This window comes from Meiothermus cerbereus DSM 11376 (assembly GCF_000620065.1).
Lineage (GTDB): Bacteria > Deinococcota > Deinococci > Deinococcales > Thermaceae > Meiothermus > Meiothermus cerbereus.
In genome coordinates this window covers 103010-121833 of record NZ_JHVI01000004.1, presented here as the reverse complement: position 1 = coordinate 121833, position 18824 = coordinate 103010, and the positions used below count along the sequence as shown (strand labels likewise).

18 protein-coding genes are annotated in these 18824 nt (G+C 61.0%); 4 read left to right on the top strand and 14 right to left on the bottom strand.

The window, feature by feature from the left end; translation table 11 throughout:
* Positions 1 to 48 precede the first annotated feature (48 nt).
* Genes Q355_RS0101895 through Q355_RS0101885 form a run of 3 tightly spaced genes read left to right on the top strand, consistent with a single transcriptional unit; the run spans position 49 to position 1491 of the window.
* Entirely contained in the window at positions 49 to 360 is a 312-nt protein-coding gene (locus Q355_RS0101895; RefSeq protein WP_027876225.1) for a hypothetical protein, read from the top strand.
* A gap of 19 nt (positions 361 to 379) precedes the next feature.
* The gene (locus Q355_RS0101890) at positions 380 to 727 is read left to right on the top strand and encodes a hypothetical protein (RefSeq protein WP_027876224.1); all 348 of its coding nucleotides are present in this window, start codon (positions 380 to 382) and stop codon (positions 725 to 727) included.
* Positions 724 to 1491 carry a carbon-nitrogen hydrolase family protein gene (locus tag Q355_RS0101885; RefSeq protein ID WP_027876223.1) on the top strand — a complete coding sequence of 256 codons (768 nt, stop codon included), beginning with the start codon at positions 724 to 726 and terminating at the stop codon, positions 1489 to 1491. The genes Q355_RS0101890 and Q355_RS0101885 overlap by 4 nt, the downstream gene beginning before the upstream one ends.
* Here the strand turns inward: Q355_RS0101885 and Q355_RS0101880 are convergent.
* The 10 genes from Q355_RS0101880 to Q355_RS0101835 all read right to left on the bottom strand — a co-directional run bounded on the left by Q355_RS0101880 (position 1458) and on the right by Q355_RS0101835 (position 10668).
* Positions 1458 to 1808 (bottom strand): hypothetical protein, encoded by a 351-nt coding sequence (locus Q355_RS0101880; RefSeq protein WP_027876222.1) that lies wholly within the window; start codon positions 1806 to 1808, stop codon positions 1458 to 1460. The genes Q355_RS0101885 and Q355_RS0101880 overlap by 34 nt on opposite strands.
* Positions 1809 to 2005: 197 nt before the next feature.
* Positions 2006 to 2671: a V-type ATP synthase subunit D gene (locus tag Q355_RS0101875; RefSeq protein ID WP_027876221.1), complete on the bottom strand. Its 666-nt coding sequence runs from the start codon at positions 2669 to 2671 to the stop codon at positions 2006 to 2008.
* Positions 2672 to 2770: 99 nt separating this feature from the next.
* Positions 2771 to 4171 carry a V-type ATP synthase subunit B gene (locus Q355_RS0101870; protein WP_027876220.1) on the bottom strand — a complete coding sequence of 467 codons (1401 nt, stop codon included), beginning with the start codon at positions 4169 to 4171 and terminating at the stop codon, positions 2771 to 2773.
* A gap of 10 nt (positions 4172 to 4181) precedes the next feature.
* Entirely contained in the window at positions 4182 to 5918 is a 1737-nt protein-coding gene (locus Q355_RS0101865; protein WP_027876219.1) for a V-type ATP synthase subunit A, read from the bottom strand.
* A 74-nt stretch (positions 5919 to 5992) separates the two neighbouring features.
* On the bottom strand, positions 5993 to 6313 hold the full coding sequence (locus Q355_RS0101860; RefSeq protein ID WP_027876218.1) for a V-type ATP synthase subunit F: 321 nt from the start codon (positions 6311 to 6313) through the stop codon (positions 5993 to 5995).
* Positions 6310 to 7338 (bottom strand): V-type ATPase subunit, encoded by a 1029-nt coding sequence (locus Q355_RS0101855; RefSeq protein WP_051529263.1) that lies wholly within the window; start codon positions 7336 to 7338, stop codon positions 6310 to 6312. Before Q355_RS0101855 ends, Q355_RS0101860 begins: the two co-directional genes overlap by 4 nt.
* Positions 7298 to 7864, bottom strand: coding sequence for a V-type ATP synthase subunit E (locus tag Q355_RS0101850; RefSeq protein WP_027876216.1), 567 nt, complete (start codon positions 7862 to 7864; stop codon positions 7298 to 7300). Before Q355_RS0101850 ends, Q355_RS0101855 begins: the two co-directional genes overlap by 41 nt.
* A 95-nt stretch (positions 7865 to 7959) precedes the next feature.
* Positions 7960 to 8256: an ATP synthase subunit K gene (locus Q355_RS0101845; RefSeq protein ID WP_027876215.1), complete on the bottom strand. Its 297-nt coding sequence runs from the start codon at positions 8254 to 8256 to the stop codon at positions 7960 to 7962.
* Positions 8257 to 8332: 76 nt separating this feature from the next.
* The gene (locus tag Q355_RS0101840) at positions 8333 to 10345 is read right to left on the bottom strand and encodes a V-type ATP synthase subunit I (protein ID WP_084496002.1); all 2013 of its coding nucleotides are present in this window, start codon (positions 10343 to 10345) and stop codon (positions 8333 to 8335) included.
* A gap of 8 nt (positions 10346 to 10353) precedes the next feature.
* The gene (locus Q355_RS0101835; protein WP_027876213.1) at positions 10354 to 10668 is read right to left on the bottom strand and encodes a V-type ATPase subunit subunit G family protein; all 315 of its coding nucleotides are present in this window, start codon (positions 10666 to 10668) and stop codon (positions 10354 to 10356) included.
* Positions 10669 to 11115: 447 nt separating this feature from the next.
* On the opposite strand from Q355_RS0101835, the gene Q355_RS0101830 reads away from it, so the two are divergent.
* Entirely contained in the window at positions 11116 to 12270 is a 1155-nt protein-coding gene (locus Q355_RS0101830; RefSeq protein WP_027876212.1) for a 23S rRNA (cytosine(1962)-C(5))-methyltransferase, read from the top strand.
* 308 nt (positions 12271 to 12578) lie between these two features.
* Here Q355_RS0101830 and Q355_RS0101825 read toward each other — a convergent pair whose 3' ends face one another.
* From Q355_RS0101825 to Q355_RS0101810, 4 genes are all read right to left on the bottom strand, one after another.
* Positions 12579 to 13808, bottom strand: coding sequence for a PEGA domain-containing protein (locus Q355_RS0101825; RefSeq protein ID WP_027876211.1), 1230 nt, complete (start codon positions 13806 to 13808; stop codon positions 12579 to 12581).
* 168 nt (positions 13809 to 13976) lie between these two features.
* Complete coding sequence (locus Q355_RS0101820) at positions 13977 to 15335, bottom strand: dipeptidase (protein WP_027876210.1); 1359 nt, start codon at positions 15333 to 15335, stop codon at positions 13977 to 13979.
* Between the two features lie 50 nt (positions 15336 to 15385).
* Positions 15386 to 16033: an IS1096 element passenger TnpR family protein gene (locus tag Q355_RS0101815; protein ID WP_051529262.1), complete on the bottom strand. Its 648-nt coding sequence runs from the start codon at positions 16031 to 16033 to the stop codon at positions 15386 to 15388.
* A gap of 105 nt (positions 16034 to 16138) precedes the next feature.
* Positions 16139 to 18796 carry an ATPase, T2SS/T4P/T4SS family gene (locus tag Q355_RS0101810; RefSeq protein WP_027876208.1) on the bottom strand — a complete coding sequence of 886 codons (2658 nt, stop codon included), beginning with the start codon at positions 18794 to 18796 and terminating at the stop codon, positions 16139 to 16141.
* Between the last annotated feature and the right edge of the window lie 28 nt (positions 18797 to 18824).

Below are 18824 nucleotides of genomic sequence, written 5' to 3'. Positions count from 1 at the left end.
GGTGCCAAGCTCATCCAAAAGCGGTAAGCTATAAAGCAGGTATAGCACATGGCAGAGAAAGCAACAGACAAACCGAGCAAGGAACCCTTTCCAGGGGCTTATTTCGTAGGCCTGGTAATTACCCTGGGCTTGTTAATTGTGGTAGTAGCGGTGGGGGCCAGTATGCCACCGGCAGTTTCGGGTTTTTTGGTAGCGTTCCTGCTGGGACTGACCGTCAATCCAAAGTATGCGCCTGGCTTCCTGAGCGCAGGTGTGCTGGCCGCACTGCTGGGCTTTGCGGGCAGCGAGCCTCAGGTGGCCTGGGGTGGCCTGGGGCTCATTTTGTCGAGCCTCATCGTCTGGCGTTTTATCAAGTCCTGATACGCTTTGGAGGCCGGGTTTGAGCAAGCTGGGCACATTCCTGGAGCGCTCGCTAGCACCCGACTGGCTGGCCCGTACCCTCATCTATGCTGGAATAGCTGGCTTTATCTGGTTTTTCTTTGTACAGCCCAGCCCCTTTGGCGCCACCCTTTCCGTAGCAACGCTGGTGGGGGCCGGGTTGGTGCAGTACGGCAGCGGTAAACCCTTTGTCATCCCGCTGTATGTGGCGGTGCTGGCCGCGCTGGTGCTGGCACAGGCCGTCGGAGGGCTCTTGGGTGTGGGCGGGCAGCTCTGGGCCGCACTGCTGGGAAGCGCCCTGGGACTGGGCCTGCCCTATCTGGCCTACCGCTTGCGGGAGAAAGCATGAAAGTAGCCCTACTGCACCTGGCAACCCGCGAAACCCCCCAGGCCACGTTGGAAAAGGCTCTCGAGCTCCTCCACCAGGCCCACCAGGAAGGCGCACAGGTCGCGGTGCTGCCCGAGCTATTCCCCAGCGGCTACCGCTTTGCCGATGCTGCCTTTACCCCAGCCGTGCTGACGCACCTCGAGCAATTCTCTAGCCAAACCGGCATGACCCTGGTCGCCGGGGTGCTGGAGCAGGCCGGCGAGCGCCACGCCAACCGGGCCAGGGTCATGGGGCCCGCGGGCCAGGGGGCCTGCTACACCAAAACCCACCTGATTCCCGCCTTTGGCGAGCCCGAGACCATGGTTCCGGGGCAGGATTTGGTTGCGCTCGAGCTGGGGGGCTTCAAGGTTGGCATCGCCATCTGCTTCGACCTGCGCTTCCCCGAGCTCTTCCGTGCCTATGCCCTACAGGGGGTCAGTCTATTCCTGATTCCCTCGGCCTGGCCCATGAGCCGCAGCTACGCCTGGGAGCTTTTTTGCAAAGCCCGGGCCGCCGAAAACCAGGCCTACCTAGTTGCGGTCAACCACGCCGAAGAACCCTTTGGTGCGCCCAGCCTGGCGGTAGACCCCCTGGGCATGGAGCTGCTGCGGGTAGAAAGCGAGGGGCTTGGGGTGGTGGCGCTCGACCCCAGTTATCCCGCCAAGCTGCGCCAGGACTTCCCCGTCTTCCCCCAGCGCCGCCCCGAGCTGTATCAGGGCCTCTTAAAAAGCCCCACCAGCAAGTAAAACACCGCCCCCAGCATCAGCCCTTCGCCCCAGGCGGGAAAGTAGGGCCAGAGCATCTGCATCTCAAAACGCCCCACCACAAGCAGTGGCCAGGGCAGCAGGGCCCAGGCCAGCCCATACTGCCGATAGCCCGCCGCCAGCACAAAGGCCAGCCCCACCCCGCGCATGTAAAACAGCCAGCCCTGGCCCAGTTCGTTCTGGTAGATAAACCACAACAGGTTGAGCCAGACCCCCACCACCCCCCAGGCCCAGCCCAGGCGACGCACCACTACCAATGCCAGCAAGAACAACCCCAATCCGACGAAAAAATCAAGCATTGCGGCTCATTCTATCGTGCGCATCTCATTGATGTCGCCATTCTCAAAAGCAGAAGACAGTTCCGCTCCGCGTATTGATTTGGGGACAAAAACCGCTTCGTCGTATATTTGGAGCATTCGAGCGCACTCAAAAAATAGGCTCGAGGGCAAACCAAAAAACCCCGCCTTTCGGCGGGGTATGCAAACTGCGTGGTGCCCTATAACCCAGCGCCTTTCTCGATATGCGCCGAGACGATGCCCTGCTCCTCGGCATCGCGGGCCAGAATGGCGGCCTTGATGCGCTTGAGGGTCGTCACCTCCTCCAAAGCGCGCTGGTCGAGGGTGTCGGTAACGAACTTGATCTGCTCGTTAATCTCGGGGATGGAGATCTGCTCGAGGGCATTCACCCGGCGGTTGGTTTTCTTGATCTCCTCGCCGATCTTGCGCAGGCGGTTTTCGGTGTTGGCCACCGCGATGATGGCCTCGGCCAGGCGGCGGAAGGCGGTGGCGGCCTCGAGGGTCTTGGCCCCTACCCCAATCGGACTAAAGGACAAGCCTCCTTCCGAGGTTGGCGCAGAAATCCTGGGCACCTTAACGCCATAAAGGCTCTCTACCTCTATCTGCACCTCGATGGGGTTACCCGAAAGCGACTCCACCGCCTCGGGGGTATCGAAAGCCTTGGCAATCAGCAGGCTGAAGTACGCCTCCTTAGCAGCATTGTTGAGGGCCTCGCGGGCTTTGAGCGAGTCTTGCACCAGGGCGAAAAACTCGCCAATCAGGGCGTCCCGCTTGTTCTTTAGCAGTTCCACGCCTTGCAAGGCCAGCCGCTTCTGGTCGCGTTTGGCCAGCAAGGTGGAGCGGGTCGGTGAGACAGGTTCAGCCATAATTTAACCCCTAAAAGGCGAGAAAAGAGAAAAGTGGAAAGGAAACCCAAGAGCCCTTGACTTTACTTTTCTCTTTCTACTTTCCACGCCTTTCATGCGTTAAGCTCCCACCAGCTCTTCAAGCTTGCCGGTCTTCTGGTGGTACTGCTCGATGTACTCGCGACGAATACGCTTGAGTTCAGAGGGCGGGAAGTCGGCGAGCAAAGCCCAGCCGATGTTCAGGCTCTCCTCGATGGAGCGCTCCTTCTGGCCCTGGTTGATAAACTTCTGCTCGAAGTTGGTGGCGAAGCGCAGGTACTTCTTGTCCATCTCGGTCAGAGCGTCCTCGCCGGTAATGGCCACCAACCGGCGCAGGTTCACCCCACGGGCGTAGGAGCTGAAAAGCTGGTCGGCCAGCTCCTTGTGGTCGGCGCGGGTCTTGCCCTTGCCGATACCGTTGTTCATCAGCCGCGAGAGGCTGGGCTGTACGTTGATGGGCGGGAAGATGCCCTGCTGGGCCAGGTCGCGCGCAATGAAGATCTGGCCTTCGGTGATGTAGCCGGTCAGGTCGGGGATGGGGTGGGTGATGTCGTCGCCGGGCATCGAGAGGATGGGGATCTGCGTCACCGAGCCCTTCTTGCCGTGCACCACGCCCGCACGCTCGTAGAGCGAGGCCAGGTCGGTGTACATGTAGCCAGGGTAGCCGCGGCGGCCCGGAATCTCTTCCCGGGCCCCACCAATCTCGCGCAGGGCCTCGCAGTAGTTGGTCAGGTCGGTGAGGATCACCAGCACGTGGTAGTCGTGCTCGAAGGCCAGGTACTCGGCAGCCGTGAGGGCCATGCGGGGGGTCAGCAGGCGCTCCACGGTGGGGTCGTCGGCCTTGTTGAGGAAGAGCACCGAGCGGCTCAAAGCCCCGGTACGCTCAAACTCCTGCATGAAGTAGCTCACCTCGCGCTGGGTAATGCCCATTGCGGCAAACACCACCGCGAAGCCCTCGCCCTCGCCCAGCACCTTGGCCTGACGGGCAATCTGGGCGGCCAGCTCGTTGTGCGGCAGACCGGAACCGGAGAAGATGGGCAGCTTCTGCCCGCGCACCAGGGTCATGTTGACGTCAATGGCGCTAACCCCGGTCTGGATGAACTCCTCAGGCTTCTCGCGGGCCACCGGGTTGATGGGGGCGCCGTTGATGGGCAGGCGCTTATCGGCCACCACCGGGGGCAGGCCGTCGATGGGCTTGCCGATACCGTTGAAGGCCCGGCCCACCATCTCCTTGGAGACGCCCAGGCGGGCCACATCTTCCACCAGCGAAACCGTGGTGTGCTCGAGGTTCAGCCCCGAGGTTTCCTCGAAGACCTGCAAAACCGTGTACTGGTCAGAGACCTCGATCACCTGGCCGCCGCGAATGCGGCCCGTGCCGTCATCAATGTTCACAATGGCGCCGTAGGCCAGGTCGGAAGCCCCTTCCAGAAACAAAAGCGGGCCGGAGACGTAAGTTACGGCGTTATATTCTTTTTTGAGCATCAAAACCTCCTTACGCCTTGACCGCACCCAAGAAGGCGGTCTTGATCATCTGGTCGAACTCGGCCTTATAGGCGGGGAACTCGGCCTCCGGCACGTAACGCGCCCGCCCGATCTTCTCGATGACCGGGTCGTTCAGGAAGTCCGAGATGGTAGCCCCCTTGGAGAGGGCCAGCTCGCCCTGCTTGTAGGCCGCAATAATCATCTGCATGATGCCGTAGGCCTTGGCCATCGAGCAGCTGGCGTCCACCGGGTCGTAGCCGTTTTGTTGCAGGAAGTCTTCACGGGCGATACGGCCAATTTCCAGGCTCAGCCGCTCGGCATCCTGCAGGGCATCGGGGCCCACGAGCTGCACCACCTGTTGCAGTTCGGCCTCGCGTTGCAGCAGGGTGATGATCTGGGTGCGCACCTCGGGGTAGTCCGGGGCCACGTTCTCGCGGTACCACGACTCGAGGCTGCCCAGGAACAAGGAGTACGAGCGGGCCCAGTTGATGGCGGGGAAGTGGCGGGCTCGAGCCAACTGCGCGTCCAGGGCCCAGAAACCCCCGGTAATACGCAGGGTGGACTGGGTGACGGGCTCGGAGAAGTCGCCGCCCGCCGGCGAGACCGCCCCGATCACCGAGACCGCGCCTTGCTCCCCGGCCAGGGTAACCACCTTGCCGGCCCGTTCGTAGAAGCTGGAAAGGCGCGAGGCCAGGTAGGGCGGGTAGCCTTCCTCGGCGGGCATCTCCTCCAACCGCGAGGCAATCTCGCGCAGGGCCTCGGCCCAGCGGCTGGTGGAGTCGGCCATCAGCGAGACCTTGTAGCCCTGGTCGCGGAAGTACTCGGCCAGGGTGATGCCGGTGTACAGGCTGGCCTCGCGGGCCGCTACCGGCATGTTGGAGGTGTTGGCCACCAGGATGGTGCGCTCCATCAGGGGGCGGCCGGTCTGGGGGTCTTCCAGCTCGGGGAACTCCACCAGCACATCGGTCATCTCGTTGCCGCGCTCACCGCAGCCCACATACACCACGATGTTGGCATCGCCGAACTTGGCGATGGACTGCTGGGTTACGGTCTTTCCCGATCCAAAGGGGCCGGGAATGGCCGCCGTACCCCCCGCGGCCAGCGGGAAGAGTACGTCCAGAATCCGCATCCCGGTCAGGAAGGGCTGGTTGGGGTCGAGCTTGCGCTGGATGGGCCGTGGCTTGCGCACCGGCCAGTAGTGGGCCAGGCGCAGCTTGGTACCGTCCTCGAGCTCAGCAATGGTGTCGTCGATGGTGTACTGGCCTGCACCCACAATGCTCTTGATGCGGCCCGCCTTATCGGGTGGAACCAGAATCTTGTGGGTAAAGCTGTACTCGGGCACGGTACCCAGGATGTCGCCCCCTTTGACCTCGTCGCCCACCTTTTTCAGGGGGGTGAAGTCCCACTTACGGGTGCGATCCAGCGAGGAAACCTCGATACCCCGGCTAATGAAGATGCCCGAAACGGCCTGGATCTTGTCCAGAGGACGCAGAATCCCGTCAAAGATGCCGTTCAGAAGGCCCGGCCCCAGCTCCAGGGCCAAAGGCAGGCCCGTCGTAACCACCGGCTCGCCGACTTTGAGGCCGTTGGTGTCTTCGTAGACCTGAATAAAGCAGGTGTTACCATCCAAGCGGATGATCTCACCCACCAGCTTTTCATTACCGACGCGCACGATGTCGTACATCTTGGCGCCTTGCAGGTTCTCGGCAATGACCGCCGGCCCTGCGATTTTTTTGATGACTCCCACGTATCCTCCTTCGGATGCTCTTAGCTCGCAGCAAATGACTTCTTGATGATAGCTGCCCAGCATCGGCTATGGGCTTATAGCTTGATGTCAAACCCCATCGTCTCACGCACCAGAGCGCGCATGTAGGCCTTGGCATCGCCTGCACCGCTAAAGGTGTCGAGCAGGTTGGGCAGCGAGAGCAGCACCGGCACATTGCGCCCCCGCATGACCCGCTCGACCGCCTTGTTGGGGTCGGGCAGCAGCCGCTGGTCTACAGCGATCAGGGCGTACTGGTTCGACTGAACCATCTCCGAGAGCTTCCGGGCGGCCTCCTCGGGGCCAGCCGTAACCGCCTCGAGGCCCGCAATGCGGTAGCCGGAGGCCGTCTCGATATCGGTCAGCACACCGATCTTCATGCGATCTCCTTTGCCACAGCCTCGGCAGGCAGGTTGAAGTAGGCGCGCCGAGCCAGCAGGCGAATACGGCTGGCCTCCCACTGCTTGCGCTGGATGTAGTCGAGCACCAGCCCACCGCCCAGGCTATCGGTCGCGCCCGAAGCCGCCCTGGCCAGCATAATTCCCCGCACAGCCCGCTCGAGCTCGCCCAGGGTGCGGGCCCCCATGGCGGGCGCAAGGGGGGTACCGCCCAGCGCATCGAGGGCCGCCAGGTCCCCCGAGGCAATTCGGCCAAACACCGCGCGGCCCAGGTACCTGCCCCCAGCAATGAAGTAGCCATCCAGGTTGGGGAGGCTGGCCCCCAGGGCCTGCAGCTTGAAGGCGGTGTTCAGGTTGGTTACATCTACCTCGAGGGCAAAGTAGGCAGAAATCCGGCTCTGCCCTAACTTCTTGGCCCTCTCAAAACTGGCCGCAAAAAACTCCCGATCCAGCGCAACCTCCAGGGCCAGAAGGTCGGGGTTGCCCGCTGCTGCGCTGCGCAAAGCCTTAGCCAGAGGATGCCCCGGCACTTGCAGAATCTGGGCCACGCTGGCCGCATCCGGGGCCTGGATCATGGCGTTGATGAGCGGCTCTTTCAGGGTTCCACCCAGCAATGTTGCCTTGATCTCCTCGGGCGTTTTGTTGCTCTGCTTACCCCGCAAGATGGCCTTGAGGTTAATCAGGTCGGCGCGAAACAGGGGCAGGCTGACCAGCGCTCGCATTTCACCCGAGACCAGCCCCGGCAGGTCACCCACTGTACGGGCCAGGTGGTTGGTCACCGCGCGGTCCACATCGGCCAGGGAGTCGCCCACCAGGTCTGCCCCGTAGACCGTTTCGGACAGCAGGCGCAAAAAATCCGGGAACGACAGGCTCAGGGCCTGTTGAAAAAAGGCCTCTGGAACCACCTGGCTTCGCCTCGAGCGCACGCGGGCGTTAAGGTAGGCAAACGTGTTACGGGTTAGCACACTACCCCCAGATGGCTTTGGCCGCCTTGGCCGACAAAGCATCCCAGGCCCGCTCGAGGCGCTCGCTCAGGGTGTTTTGTACGAATGCCCGCCCTCCTACCGCTACCAGCCGAACCCCATCGCGAATGGAGGGGTCGGTTTTGAGTTGCAAACCTTTGCTCTGGGCCCATTCATTCAACAAGCTGGCATGGGCCGGATTAACCACTACCGACTCGGCCTTGCCAATGTTGCTCAAGGCTTCATCGGCCAGCTGGTGCAGGATGGTGGCAAATTCGGGCTTTTGGGTCAGTTTTTGCAGGCTGTCCCCCACCTCGGCCCGAACCCGCTCCATGGCCTGGCCCCTGGCCGTAATGCGGGCCTGGCTCAGCAGTAGTTCGGCGGCGCTCTCGGCCCGACGCAAAGCGGCTGCATGGTCGGCCTCGAGCTGGCGCTGTTTGTTTGCTTTGAGTGCCTCGGCTTTGGCCATTGCGGCATCTACAATCGCTTTAGCCCTGGCCTCAGCCTCTGCGGCAATCGCGCCTATTTCGGCGGCCACTTCGTTTTGCAGAATATCTTCAAGCTTTGACATTTGGCTCCTCTTTGTGCTTCTTGCTGATAGCCGATGGCTGATAGCGTATGGCTAAAGAAAAAAAACTATGAGCCATCGACTATCGGCCATCCGCGTTAGTTGATGAGGAACGAGAAAGCCAGACCGAAGATGGCAAGCGTTTCGGGAATCAGGAAGAAGATCAGGGCCGTACCGAAGTTGCGACGGTCCTCCGCCACTGCCCCCACAGCTGCCGCACCAATGGCGCTTTGGGCCATACCGGTACCAAGCAGGCCCAGGCCGATGGCCAGGCCCTTACCGATGGCAGCCAGAGAAGTGCCGGCGGCGGCGCCTTCCTCGGCGGCAAAGGCTACAGTGGCAAGAATGGCAACAGCGACGATCAAGAGGGTCTTGGTTAGCTTTACACTCTTCATGGTTTCTCTCCTTTTGGTACTTGGTTCCATGTGCCTACAGCACATTATGGACTGGTTTATTGGGCGCCACGCACCCCTAGCTATTCTGCTCCTTAACCGACTTAAAGGGCTTGTACTGCCGTCCGCTCTCTTCGAAAAAGCCAAAGTTGGTGGAAAACTCAATCCACAGCAAACGGATGGGTTGGATCACGTGGCCCAGGGTGGTAATGACGATGATCGCCAGGATCAGGATCAGACCGATGAAAAATCCCAGCACACCGCCAATAAAGCCAAAACGCTCCGCCAGGCCAAAGCCCACCTGGTTGGCCAGGCTGGCCAGCACACCCCCTGCCACCCCCACCGCGTACAAACGGATATAGCTTAGAATCTGCCCACCCTTACCGGGTAGCTCAGCAATCATCAGCACTTCACGCGAGAGGGCCACGCCTACCAGGAAGAGGATGATGCCCACCACAAAGACGATGTTCAGGATGGCGATGTTGGCCTGGGTAAGGAAGTTGTAGGCGAAGGCCACCAGACCCACCAGACCCGAGAAATAGCCGAAGCCTTCCCAGAAGTGCTTCATGTGGCCGTGTTTGAGCCCCAGGCGCATACGCAAGAAGAAAGCGTACAGAACCTGGAAAACCCCGAACATAATGGCAAAGACCATCAGGCCATTGGCGGTTTGGGCGAAATCCAGGCGGTTGATGACCATGGGGATCAGGCCATAGTACTTCTCGGGATCGTAGCCGGGGCCGGTCGGATAGAAGACCCGCCAGCCGTCCTTCAGGCCAAACATACCGGGAAGGCGCAGCTTCTCCAGGAAGGTTCCGAAGAACTCCCCGTACAGCACCCCCCAGAAGATGGCCCAGCCCGCCATCCATTTTCCAATGATGGAGAGCTTACCCAGCACATCAGGGCCGAAAGCCGCCCCAAGAAAATCGATACGCAGGGTCTCGCCGCGGCGGGCTTTACCCGCCATCCAGAGGGCAGCCAGCAAAAAAAGCAGGCCTATGCCGATATCCCCTACCACGATGCCGAAAAACAGCGGGAAGAAGATGGCGATCATCAGGGTGGGGTCGTGCCCGCCGTAGGCGGGGGTGTTGAGGAAGCCGTGCAAAAGCTCAAAAGGTTTGGCCCAGGCCGGGTTTTCCAGGGTTACGGGAACCTGATGCCCTTCGTGGTGCTCGTCTACGGGTTCGAAGGTGTAGACAATCTGGTCGCGCAGGCGGCCCAGGGCTTCCTCCACCTTACCCTTGGATTTTTGGGGAACCCAGCCCATAAGGGCAATCCCGTACTTGCCCGCCGCCATATCGGCAGAGGTCTTGTAGCGGGCCACCTCGTCCTTGGCTCGAGCCCACAGGTGCAAGAGGGCATCTTTGGACTCCCTCGAGAGTCGGGCGATCTCTTCGCGGATGCCCAATAGCTCTTCGGGGGCCAGCTTGGCCCGTTCTTTCATGCGGGCTGCGGCCTTGGTGATGGACAGGGTGCCGTAGTTGCCGGGAAGGCGCAGTTCGGCCAGGCCCAAGCGGGAAAGCGAGGAGCGGGCCTGCTCGAGTTCGCTACGCCTGACCACCACGACCGCCGCCACCTGGTTTTCCAGGGGCTCGGCCTCGAGCACGAAACGGTCGCCCAGGGCATCCTGCAGGGCCTTACGCACCGGCTCGAGTTCTTCCGGCTTGGCCAGCAAAAACGGGATCACCCCCAGCCGGGGGCTCTCGTCCAGCCCCTGCACCAGCGCAGCCAGCTTTTCGACGGCTTTACCGAACAGCTCGATGGTCTGGATTTCTTCTTCCAGCACCGCGCGCTCCTTGCCCAGCACCTCGGCCCGACGGGCCACCGGACGAAGGACGACCTCGGCCTCCTCGAGCGACCCCGCAAACTGCTTGCCACCCGCCAGCGGGGTCAGGCCGGCTACAGCCAGCGACTGCTCGGTCTGCGAGACCACAGCTTCCCAGCGCTTAAGTTCGGCCTCTTCGGTCGGGGACAAGCGGTACTCGCCCAGTTCATCAGGGCGCAGGGGGTCAATATGCACCACCCCAGCCTTTTGCAGCTCAGCCAAAAGCTCCCGGGCCAGCCGCTTGGGGCCAGCCACAATCAGCTTCTCCATGGGAGCGATCAAGGCAGTACCTCCTTAAGCACCGCCTGAACCGCCTCGGCCACCTTCGCAGTTGCCGCTTCGCTAATAGCCCTGGCCTCCGCTTCAGCCCTGGCCCTGGCTTCGCTTTCAATTCTGGCCACTGCTTCGGCGGTGCGGGTCCGGAACTGCGCTTCCAAGTCCTGTGCGGCCCGCTCGGCTTCCGCCATAATCTGGGCGGCCTTAAGCTCGGCCTCCTGGACTTTGGCTGCCGCGGCCCGCTTGGCCTCTTCAAGCTGCTTAGCCAGGGCCTGTTCGCGCTCCGCAAGGCTTTTTATGAGTCCTGATCCAGCCACGTTCCCTCCTTTCTTGCCACCATCGTTTTAGGTCTGTACAGCGGGAAAGTGAGCAAGTGAAAACTTGCTCAAAATGAACCCCAAGAATCATAGCGATTCCCTGGGACTCGTGTCAACGCGAGATAGCATACAACAGCAAGTTTGAACAAAGCATCGTATAAAAACATACATTAAGGCATCCCCTGCAATGCCTCGAGCCCCACAGGCAATGGCAATAATATAGAAAATTTACACATCGGCCAAAACAATTGCGATTTGCAGGGGCTAGGGAGCACGAGACCGCCGCATGGATGCTGAGCCGTCGCATCACCCGCCGCTAGAAGCGGTAGACTCATACCAGGTTTGGGCAGGTCTTCTATCATTGAGGACATCTGCCCCCACAGAAAGGAGTTTGCTGAGCTTTACAAAGATGTGGCAGGCCATCTTATGTGAAGCCGGTACCCGCAAATGAATATTCGAGTTAATGCCAGAGGTGCAGCCCGGCTGATGGCCCGTCATCCCTGGGTTTATCGCAGCGATGTGGTGGGGGGGCCCAAAGAGCCCGGTCTGTACCCTGTTCAAGCCGGTGCAGGGGTGTTGGCTTTGGCCCTGTATAACCCGGCTTCCGAAATCACCGTGCGGGCTTTTAGCTTCGATAAAGCCGAGCGGCCCCAGGAGGTCCTGCTCGACAACCTCCGCAAAGCCCTGAGACGGCGTAAAAAGGCCATAACGCAAGAACCCCAGGGGGCCTTCCGGCTGGCACACGCCGAGGGCGACCTGCTCCCGGCCCTGGTGCTCGACTATTACGCCGGTCACGGGGTTTTACAGGTAGGCTCGGCGGCCTTAGAACCGCTTACTGAGGCTTTGGTGGAAGTTATTCGAAGCGAGGTTGCCCCGCAAAGCCTGCTGGCCAAGAACAACCACAAATCCCGTAGCCTCGAGGGCCTTCCCCTAGAGGTCAAGCCCCTGCTGGGTCAGGTGCCCGACGCGGTGATGGTGCAGGAGAGCTCCATTCTGTATCGGGTCGACCTTAAAGAGGGCCAGAAAACCGGGGCTTTCATTGACCAGCGCGACAACCGCATTCGGCTGCAAGCCTACAGGGGAAAAACCGCCCTGGACGTCTTCAGTTACCACGGCTCCTTTGCCTTGCATCTGGCCCAGGGCTTTGAGCAGGTTGTGGCAGTGGACAGCTCGGCTCTCGCCCTGCAAAGGGCCCAGGAGAATGCCCAGGCCAACCGCCTGTCCAACATCACCTTCAAAGAGGCCAATGCTTTTGAGTTTTTGCGTGAGGAGGAGCGGCGCAGAGCCCATTACGACCTGATTGTGCTGGACCCCCCGGCCTTTGCCAAAAGCAGGCGCGACCTCGAGCGGGCCTATGCTGCTTACAAAGAAGTTAACCTGCGGGCCATGAAGCTGCTGCCCCGCGGGGGCATCCTGGCCACCGCCTCCTGCAGCCATCACCTGAGCGAAGCCATGTTTTATCAGATGCTCGCCGAGGCCGCCAGTGATGCCCACCGCACCGTTCGGGTGGTGGAAAAGCGCGGCCAGGGCTGGGATCATCCAGTCTTGCTCAATGTGCCCGAGACGCATTATTTGAAGTTTGCCATTCTAGAAATCGTATAAAGCGGTCTTCCGGGGTGGTCCACTTCTCGTTGGCGAAGACCACCATCCTAAAGCAGCACAAGAACCCCCTGCATAGCAAGGGGAGGCACAACTCTCCATAATCATTGAGCCCCATGCCAAGTTTGATTGCTCGCTCTACACAGCACAGTGGCCTCCCATCCGGGAGGCCACCTCTGTGAAGCGTGCGATAAAAGGTGCTTGCTTGGTTCGGTTGGCTGAGGCCCCACCTGAAGCGCTGCCGAGAGCTGTGCTTACACCCAGTCGGTTTTGGCCTGCACCGAACAGAAAGCCTCAGGTGGGGTTCGCCACTACCTGGCCCGCATCAGGTCGAGCCGTACCTGTTGCGTGCGCCCGGCCTCGATGCGGATATCCTGGAAAACCACCCGGTAGCCAGGGGCCAGGGCCACTACCTGAACACTGCCGCCCTCTAGCTCGTCAAGGCGCAGGAAGCCGCTGCGGGTCTGGCCCACCTCGCGCCCATCCAGGAAGATGCGGGCTTCTACGTTGGTAAAGACCTCGAGCGCCCCCCGCAGGGCTTGCAAGGTGGCGTTCAGCGGCACGGTCTGGCCGCTGCCCACATTTACCGTTGCACGGAAGTTCTGATAACCGCTCAGGCGCAGTTCAACCTCGTAGCGGCCTGGTTGCACGGTCAGGTTAAGCGGCGTATTGCCCACCACCCGACCACCCAACAGCACCTGCGCCCCCGGGGGGTTGGAGTTGACTTGCAGCAGACCATTCTGCACCACTGCAATCAGGTTGGCGTTGATGACCGTGGTCTCGCCAGGCCGAATCTGGGCCGAGGTGCGGAAGGACTGGTAACCCCCCAGGCGCAGCTCCACATCCACACGGCCCGGGCGCAGAACCAGGCTAAGGGGGGTGCTGCCCACCAGCCGGCCTTCGACCAGCACCTGCGCCCCCGACGGGCTCGAGTTCACACTAAGGGTGCCGGTACCGGGTTGTACGGGCTGCACAGGGGTAACTGCCGCCCGTCCCACGATGAAGAAAGCCACGTTGGAAACCCAGTCCTGTTGGGGCAGCGGCGTGACCACAATCGAGAGGGCTCGAGCCAGGTTATCTGCGCCCTGCACGTTCACCCGGCCCGTCTGGATGTCGGCAATCTGGGCCAGCGACAAGGGCTGGCGGCTGGCGATGGCCAGCACCCGATCCTGCCCTTCGGGGCCGGCGACCTCGAGGTTGTAGCGGGCACCCACGGCGGGTGGATAGGTGCGGGTCTCACCTGAGCGCAACAGGTTGTTCTGGTCGAAGGCGTTGGGCAAGATCAGGCCAATCTCGCCCGTCGACTTGACGCTGAAGATGTACACATAGGCGTCCTGGTTAACCTGCACCGAAACCTGGATGCGCTCCCCAATCTGATAGACGGGGTTGCCGGTTTTGCCGGGGTCTTTATTGACCCAGACCCGCACCTGTAGGTCGGTGGGTACCGGGTTGACGATGATGCCCTGAGGGCTGAGTTGGGGCGCGGCCAGCGCAGAGCCTGCCAGCAAGAGTCCAATGGTCGTTGAAAAGATTCGCTTCATGTATGGCCTCCTCCACCCCCAGGGTAGAATACAGCGTCTGGCAGTAGTGAGAAGCCATTCAGCCAACGTTAACCTTGGCGTTTAGCCAATCTTTATCACCACCTGCCCTCTTGTTTTAGCAGCTACCGATAACCACCGGACAGCATGGGGTTGTCTTGTTGGCTGCGCTTATCGAGCCAGGCGCATCAGGAGCAGGGCAAAACCCTGCTTGCCTTTTTCAAAGCTGGACAGCCGGAAAAACTCGTTGGGTGAGTGAATAAGCTCGTCCTCGAGGCCAAAGCCAAAGCTCACCGGGTCGTGGCCCAGAAGTTGCTTAAGGGTACTTAGAATGGGCACCGAGCCACCAAACATGGTCTCCACCGGCGGCACCCCATAAAGCTCGGTAAGCACTTCCCGGGCCACCTCGGCCACCGGGTGATCGGCCCGCATGCGGAAGGCCGGGGCGCCCGACTCCTTGACCCGTACCTGCAGGCGCACCCCTTTGGGCAGGTGCTCTTCTAGGTGCGCCCGCACCAGGGTCACAATCTTCTCCGGATCCTGCTGGGGCACCAGGCGGCAGGTTATTTTGGCGTGGGCGGTGGAAGGAATCACGGTCATGCCCCCCGGCCCCATATAGCCGCCCCACATCCCATTGACCTCGAGCGTAGGCCGCCCGGTGATGCGTTCCCAGGCGGTATAACCCACTTCACCATAAAACTCGGGCACCCCCAGCTTCTGTTTCATCTCTTCCTCGTTCCAGGGGATGCGCTTGTACCATTCCCGCAGTTCGGCGCTTAGGGGCTCCACATCGTCGTAAAAGCCCTTTACCGCCACGCTGCCATCGGGGTTGTGCAGCGAGGCAATGAGCTCAGCCATGGCATGCAGGGGGTTTTGCACCTGGCCGCCCCAGGAGCCGGAGTGCAGGTCGTGGCTGGGGCCGGTCAGGTCGAACTCGAGCCCGCAAATGCCCCGCGCACCCAGGCTTAAAAGCGGCGTGGTCTCGGAAAGCTGGCCGCTGTCGCCGTTGATGATCATGTCGCAGCGGAGCCGCGCTCGGTTCTGCTCGATAAAAGCAGGCAGGCTGGGGCTGCTGATCTCTTCTTCCCCCTCAATCAGGGCCTTAACGTTGAGGCCCAGGTTTCCGGTGGCAATAAGGGCTTCCGTTGCCAGCAGGAAGGCCATGACCTGGCCCTTCATGTCCGAAGCCCCACGGGCCACAATACGCCCATCCACCACGGTGGGTTCGAAGGGCGGGGAGTTCCAGCGCTCGGGGTTGTCGGCGGGCTGTACGTCGTAGTGGCCGTAGAAAAGCACGGTGGGCCGGTTGGGGTAGGGGCAGTATTCGGCCAGCACCACCGGGTGTCCGGCGGTGGGCAGCACTTCGGCAGTAAAACCCGCCTTGCGGAAGCGCTCGGCCAGCCAGTCCGCCGCCCGGCGCACGTCGGCCTGATGGTCGGGCTGGGCCGAGATGCTGGGAATGGCGAGAAAGTCGCGGAAGTGTTCTAGATGGGCGGACTGGTGTTGCTGCAAGTAGTCTTTCCAGCTCATAGCTGAGATTCTACCGCCCAACACCGCAAATGGGGTTGGGCCACCCGCCCTCAGGCCAGGTAAGGGCTTTCATCGGCAGGGCCTGTATAGCCACACGTTCCCATGCGCGGCGAGTTGACCACGGGTAAGAACATGTAATCGTCACCGTCGTGGCGCTGTTCCACATGCTCCTGGGCATGCAGGTCGCAGAAGAAGGGATTGTCCATCTCGTAGGCGCACTCGGTGTCTATCTGGGTGGCCGGTTGGCCGCACACCGTACACTGCCACTCCGGTGGTTCGTTGCGGGCCAGCAGGCGCAGGTTTTTCTTCAGGTAGGCATCGCGCTCGCCCAGCACCCTAAGCCGGAGCTCGGTGGTTGAGCCATAGTCGTACTCGTAAGCAAAGCTCGAGCCCACCTGCACCACCTTGTCCAGCGCGACCTCCATGGACTTTGAGTCGTCCAGTCCCCAACTGCGGTCAATAACCGCTTCATAAATCACCCCGTCTATTTTGAACAGGCTCAGGTGGCCGCAGCACTCGAGCCAGATATCGCGCAAGAGATCGTCCAGCACATGCAAAGACGCACTGGCTTTAATCTCGATATCCATCCAGAAGGGCGAGGGCTTATAAGCGTCTTCAATCCGCAGGTGCAGCAAGCGAACCGGCTTTCCTTTGTTTGAACTCGGCTGCTCCACACACCGGGCAAGGTGTTTGGTCATGCTGGCCTTGGTGCCACGGTAACCACAAAGCTTACATACCCCGTAAGAAGCTTTAGCTCGAGCCATACCAAATACCCCCCGACCACCCCTAAAGCGGGCCCTGATTCACTCGTTGGTGCGGGCCATCACTTCTTCCAGGGTGGTCAAGCCCATAAAGGCTTTCTGGATGCCGTCCTCGCGCAGGGTTTTCATGCCACCCTTGCGGGCGATTTCTTTGATCTGGGTGGCCGACTGGCCTTCCACAATGGCCCGCCGAATCTCATCATCCAGCACCATGAGTTCGTGGATGGCCGCACGGCCCTTATAACCCGTACCGTTGCACTTATCGCAACCCGTCCCTTTGTAGAGGGTCTTGCCGCGCACGTCCTCTTTGGACAAACCCAGGCGGCGCAGTACGCTGGGGTCAGGCTCGACCTGAATCTTGCAGTGCTCACATATCTTGCGTACCAGGCGCTGGGCCAGCACCCCTACCAGGGCCGCCGAGATGTTAAAAAGCTCTACCCCCATCTCGTCCAGACGGGTTACGGCCCCCGCCGAGTCGTTGGTGTGCAGCGTGGCAATGACCAGGTGGCCGGTAAGGGCCGCTTCAGTGGCAATTTTGGCGGTTTCGGAGTCGCGGATCTCACCCACCATGATAATGTCGGGGTCCTGCCGCAAGAAGCTCCGCAGGGCCTTGGCAAAGGTTAGGCCCGCGACCGGATTAACCTGGGTCTGGTTGATGCCGGGAATCTCGTACTCCACCGGGTCTTCGATGGTGGTGGTGTTTTTGTCGGGGGTGGCAATGCGCTTCAGAACGCTGAAGGTGGTAAAGGACTTGCCCGAGCCCGTGGGCCCGGTAATCAGGAAGATGCCGTAAGGCTTCGAGATGACGTCCTCGAAGCGCTGGAAAACATCGGGGGCAAAACCCAACTGCTCGATTTCGGGAATGTCGGCGGCCTTGCGCAAGAGGCGCATCACGATTTTCTCGCCGTATACGGTAGGCAGGGTAGAAAGGCGCAGATCCAGGTCAATTGAGCGGTCGCGGTAACGCACCCGCCCGTCCTGGGGCAGCCGCCGTTCGGCAATGTCCAGGTTGGACATAATCTTGACCCTCGAGGCAATCGCTGGCCCGGCCCCTTTAGGCAAGCGCATGTATTCCCGCAGGCTACCGTCAATTCGGATGCGCACCAGGATGTCGGACTGGCGTGGCTCGATATGGATATCTGAAGCCTCCTGCAAAAAAGCCTCGCGGATAATGCTGTTAACCAGCTTGACCACCGCGTTGTCGTCGAGGGCGCTGGTATCGACGGCGTCTTCTTCCTTCCTTTTGCCCTCAAACTCCCGGGCAAGTTCCTCGACCCCGGTGGTGCCCCCATAAAAACGCTCAATTAGCTTAGTGATGGCGGCCTCCGCCGACACCGCAGGCATGATGTCACGCTTGGTAATCATGCGTAGGTCATCAATGGCCAGGATGTTGCGGGGGTCTTTCATCAAAACCACCAGGGTGTTGCCCTCGAGGTGGTGGGGAAAGATGGTATAACGCCGCACGGTAGATTCGGGCACCATGGTGAGCACCGAAGGGTCGGGGGGGGAGTCGGTGGGGTCGATGTAGGGGTAGCCGAGCTGGGTGGCCAGGCTTTTTGCCAGCATCTCGGGCTTGATTTTGCCCGACTGCACCAGGGTGTCTTCCAGGCGACCGCCACCCTGCCGCTGCTTGGAGAGGGCCTCTTCCACATCCTGGGCGCTAACGTACCCCAGCTCTACCAGCACCTCGCCCAGAGGCCGGGTTTTGCCCATGCGGCGCTGTACCGAAAGGGCATCCTGGAGCGCCGCACGGCCCAGCTTGCCCTCCTGCACCAGGGCTTCGCCCAGGCGGCTTTTCTCGGGGTAGGCCTTGCTAAATAGGGTTTCCCAGATCCTGGGTAGGGTGAGGATGAACTTTGTTGGACGCTCAATTAGCTGGGCCACGGTATGGCGATGACGGGGGTCGGCCAGCACCACCAGCACCTGCTGCCCATCCTGGCGAACCGGTACCGCTTGATAGCGCAGGGCATCGGGGCGCAACAAAAAGGCTGAGACTTCCTGTTGAAACTCGAGGTCGTCCAGTTCTGTCCTGAACTCAATATCGGCCTGCTCGGCCAGGGCCTGGTAAAGTTTTTCCTCAGCTAGACCATATTTATGGGTAAGCAAGCGGCCCAAAAGCTCACCAGTTTTTTCCTGCTCGACCAGGGCTGCCTCGAGGTCTTCTCGGCTCAACCAGCCCTTATTTACCAGGATTTCACCAAGCTGCATCTCACCTGGAGACACAGCCGTAGGCGGCGGAGGCACTGGTAAGCCCAGCTCTGGATAGTGCAGGGCCAGGGCGTAGCGGAAGGAAGACTGTGTGGTTAGGTAGGGCTCAATAATCTGGTTGGTGAGGTCCTCGAGCTCTTCCAGCACCAGGTTGTCCAGGGGGTTCAGCAGGGCCACCCGCAGGGTACCGCCCTCCACGCTAAAGGGAATGGCCCCCAGATCTCGAGCTCGCTCTGCTGGAACAAGCGCCTTGGCCTCAGGCGAGATCTCCATCCCCACCAGCTCCACCAGCGGAATACCGAAAGCCTCCTCGATGGCCTGGGCAATACGACGTTCGGAAAGTAGCCCCAGATCGACAATAATCTCCGAGAGATTGCCACCCACTTCGCGGTGTTGCTCGAGCGCCCGCTGCAGCTCTTCATCGCCCAACAGGCCCATGTCCAACAGGGCTGCGCCCAGTCTTTTATCGCCAATGGTTAAGACGTTCGCCATTCGACCCGTCCTCCTACTCGAAGCTGTT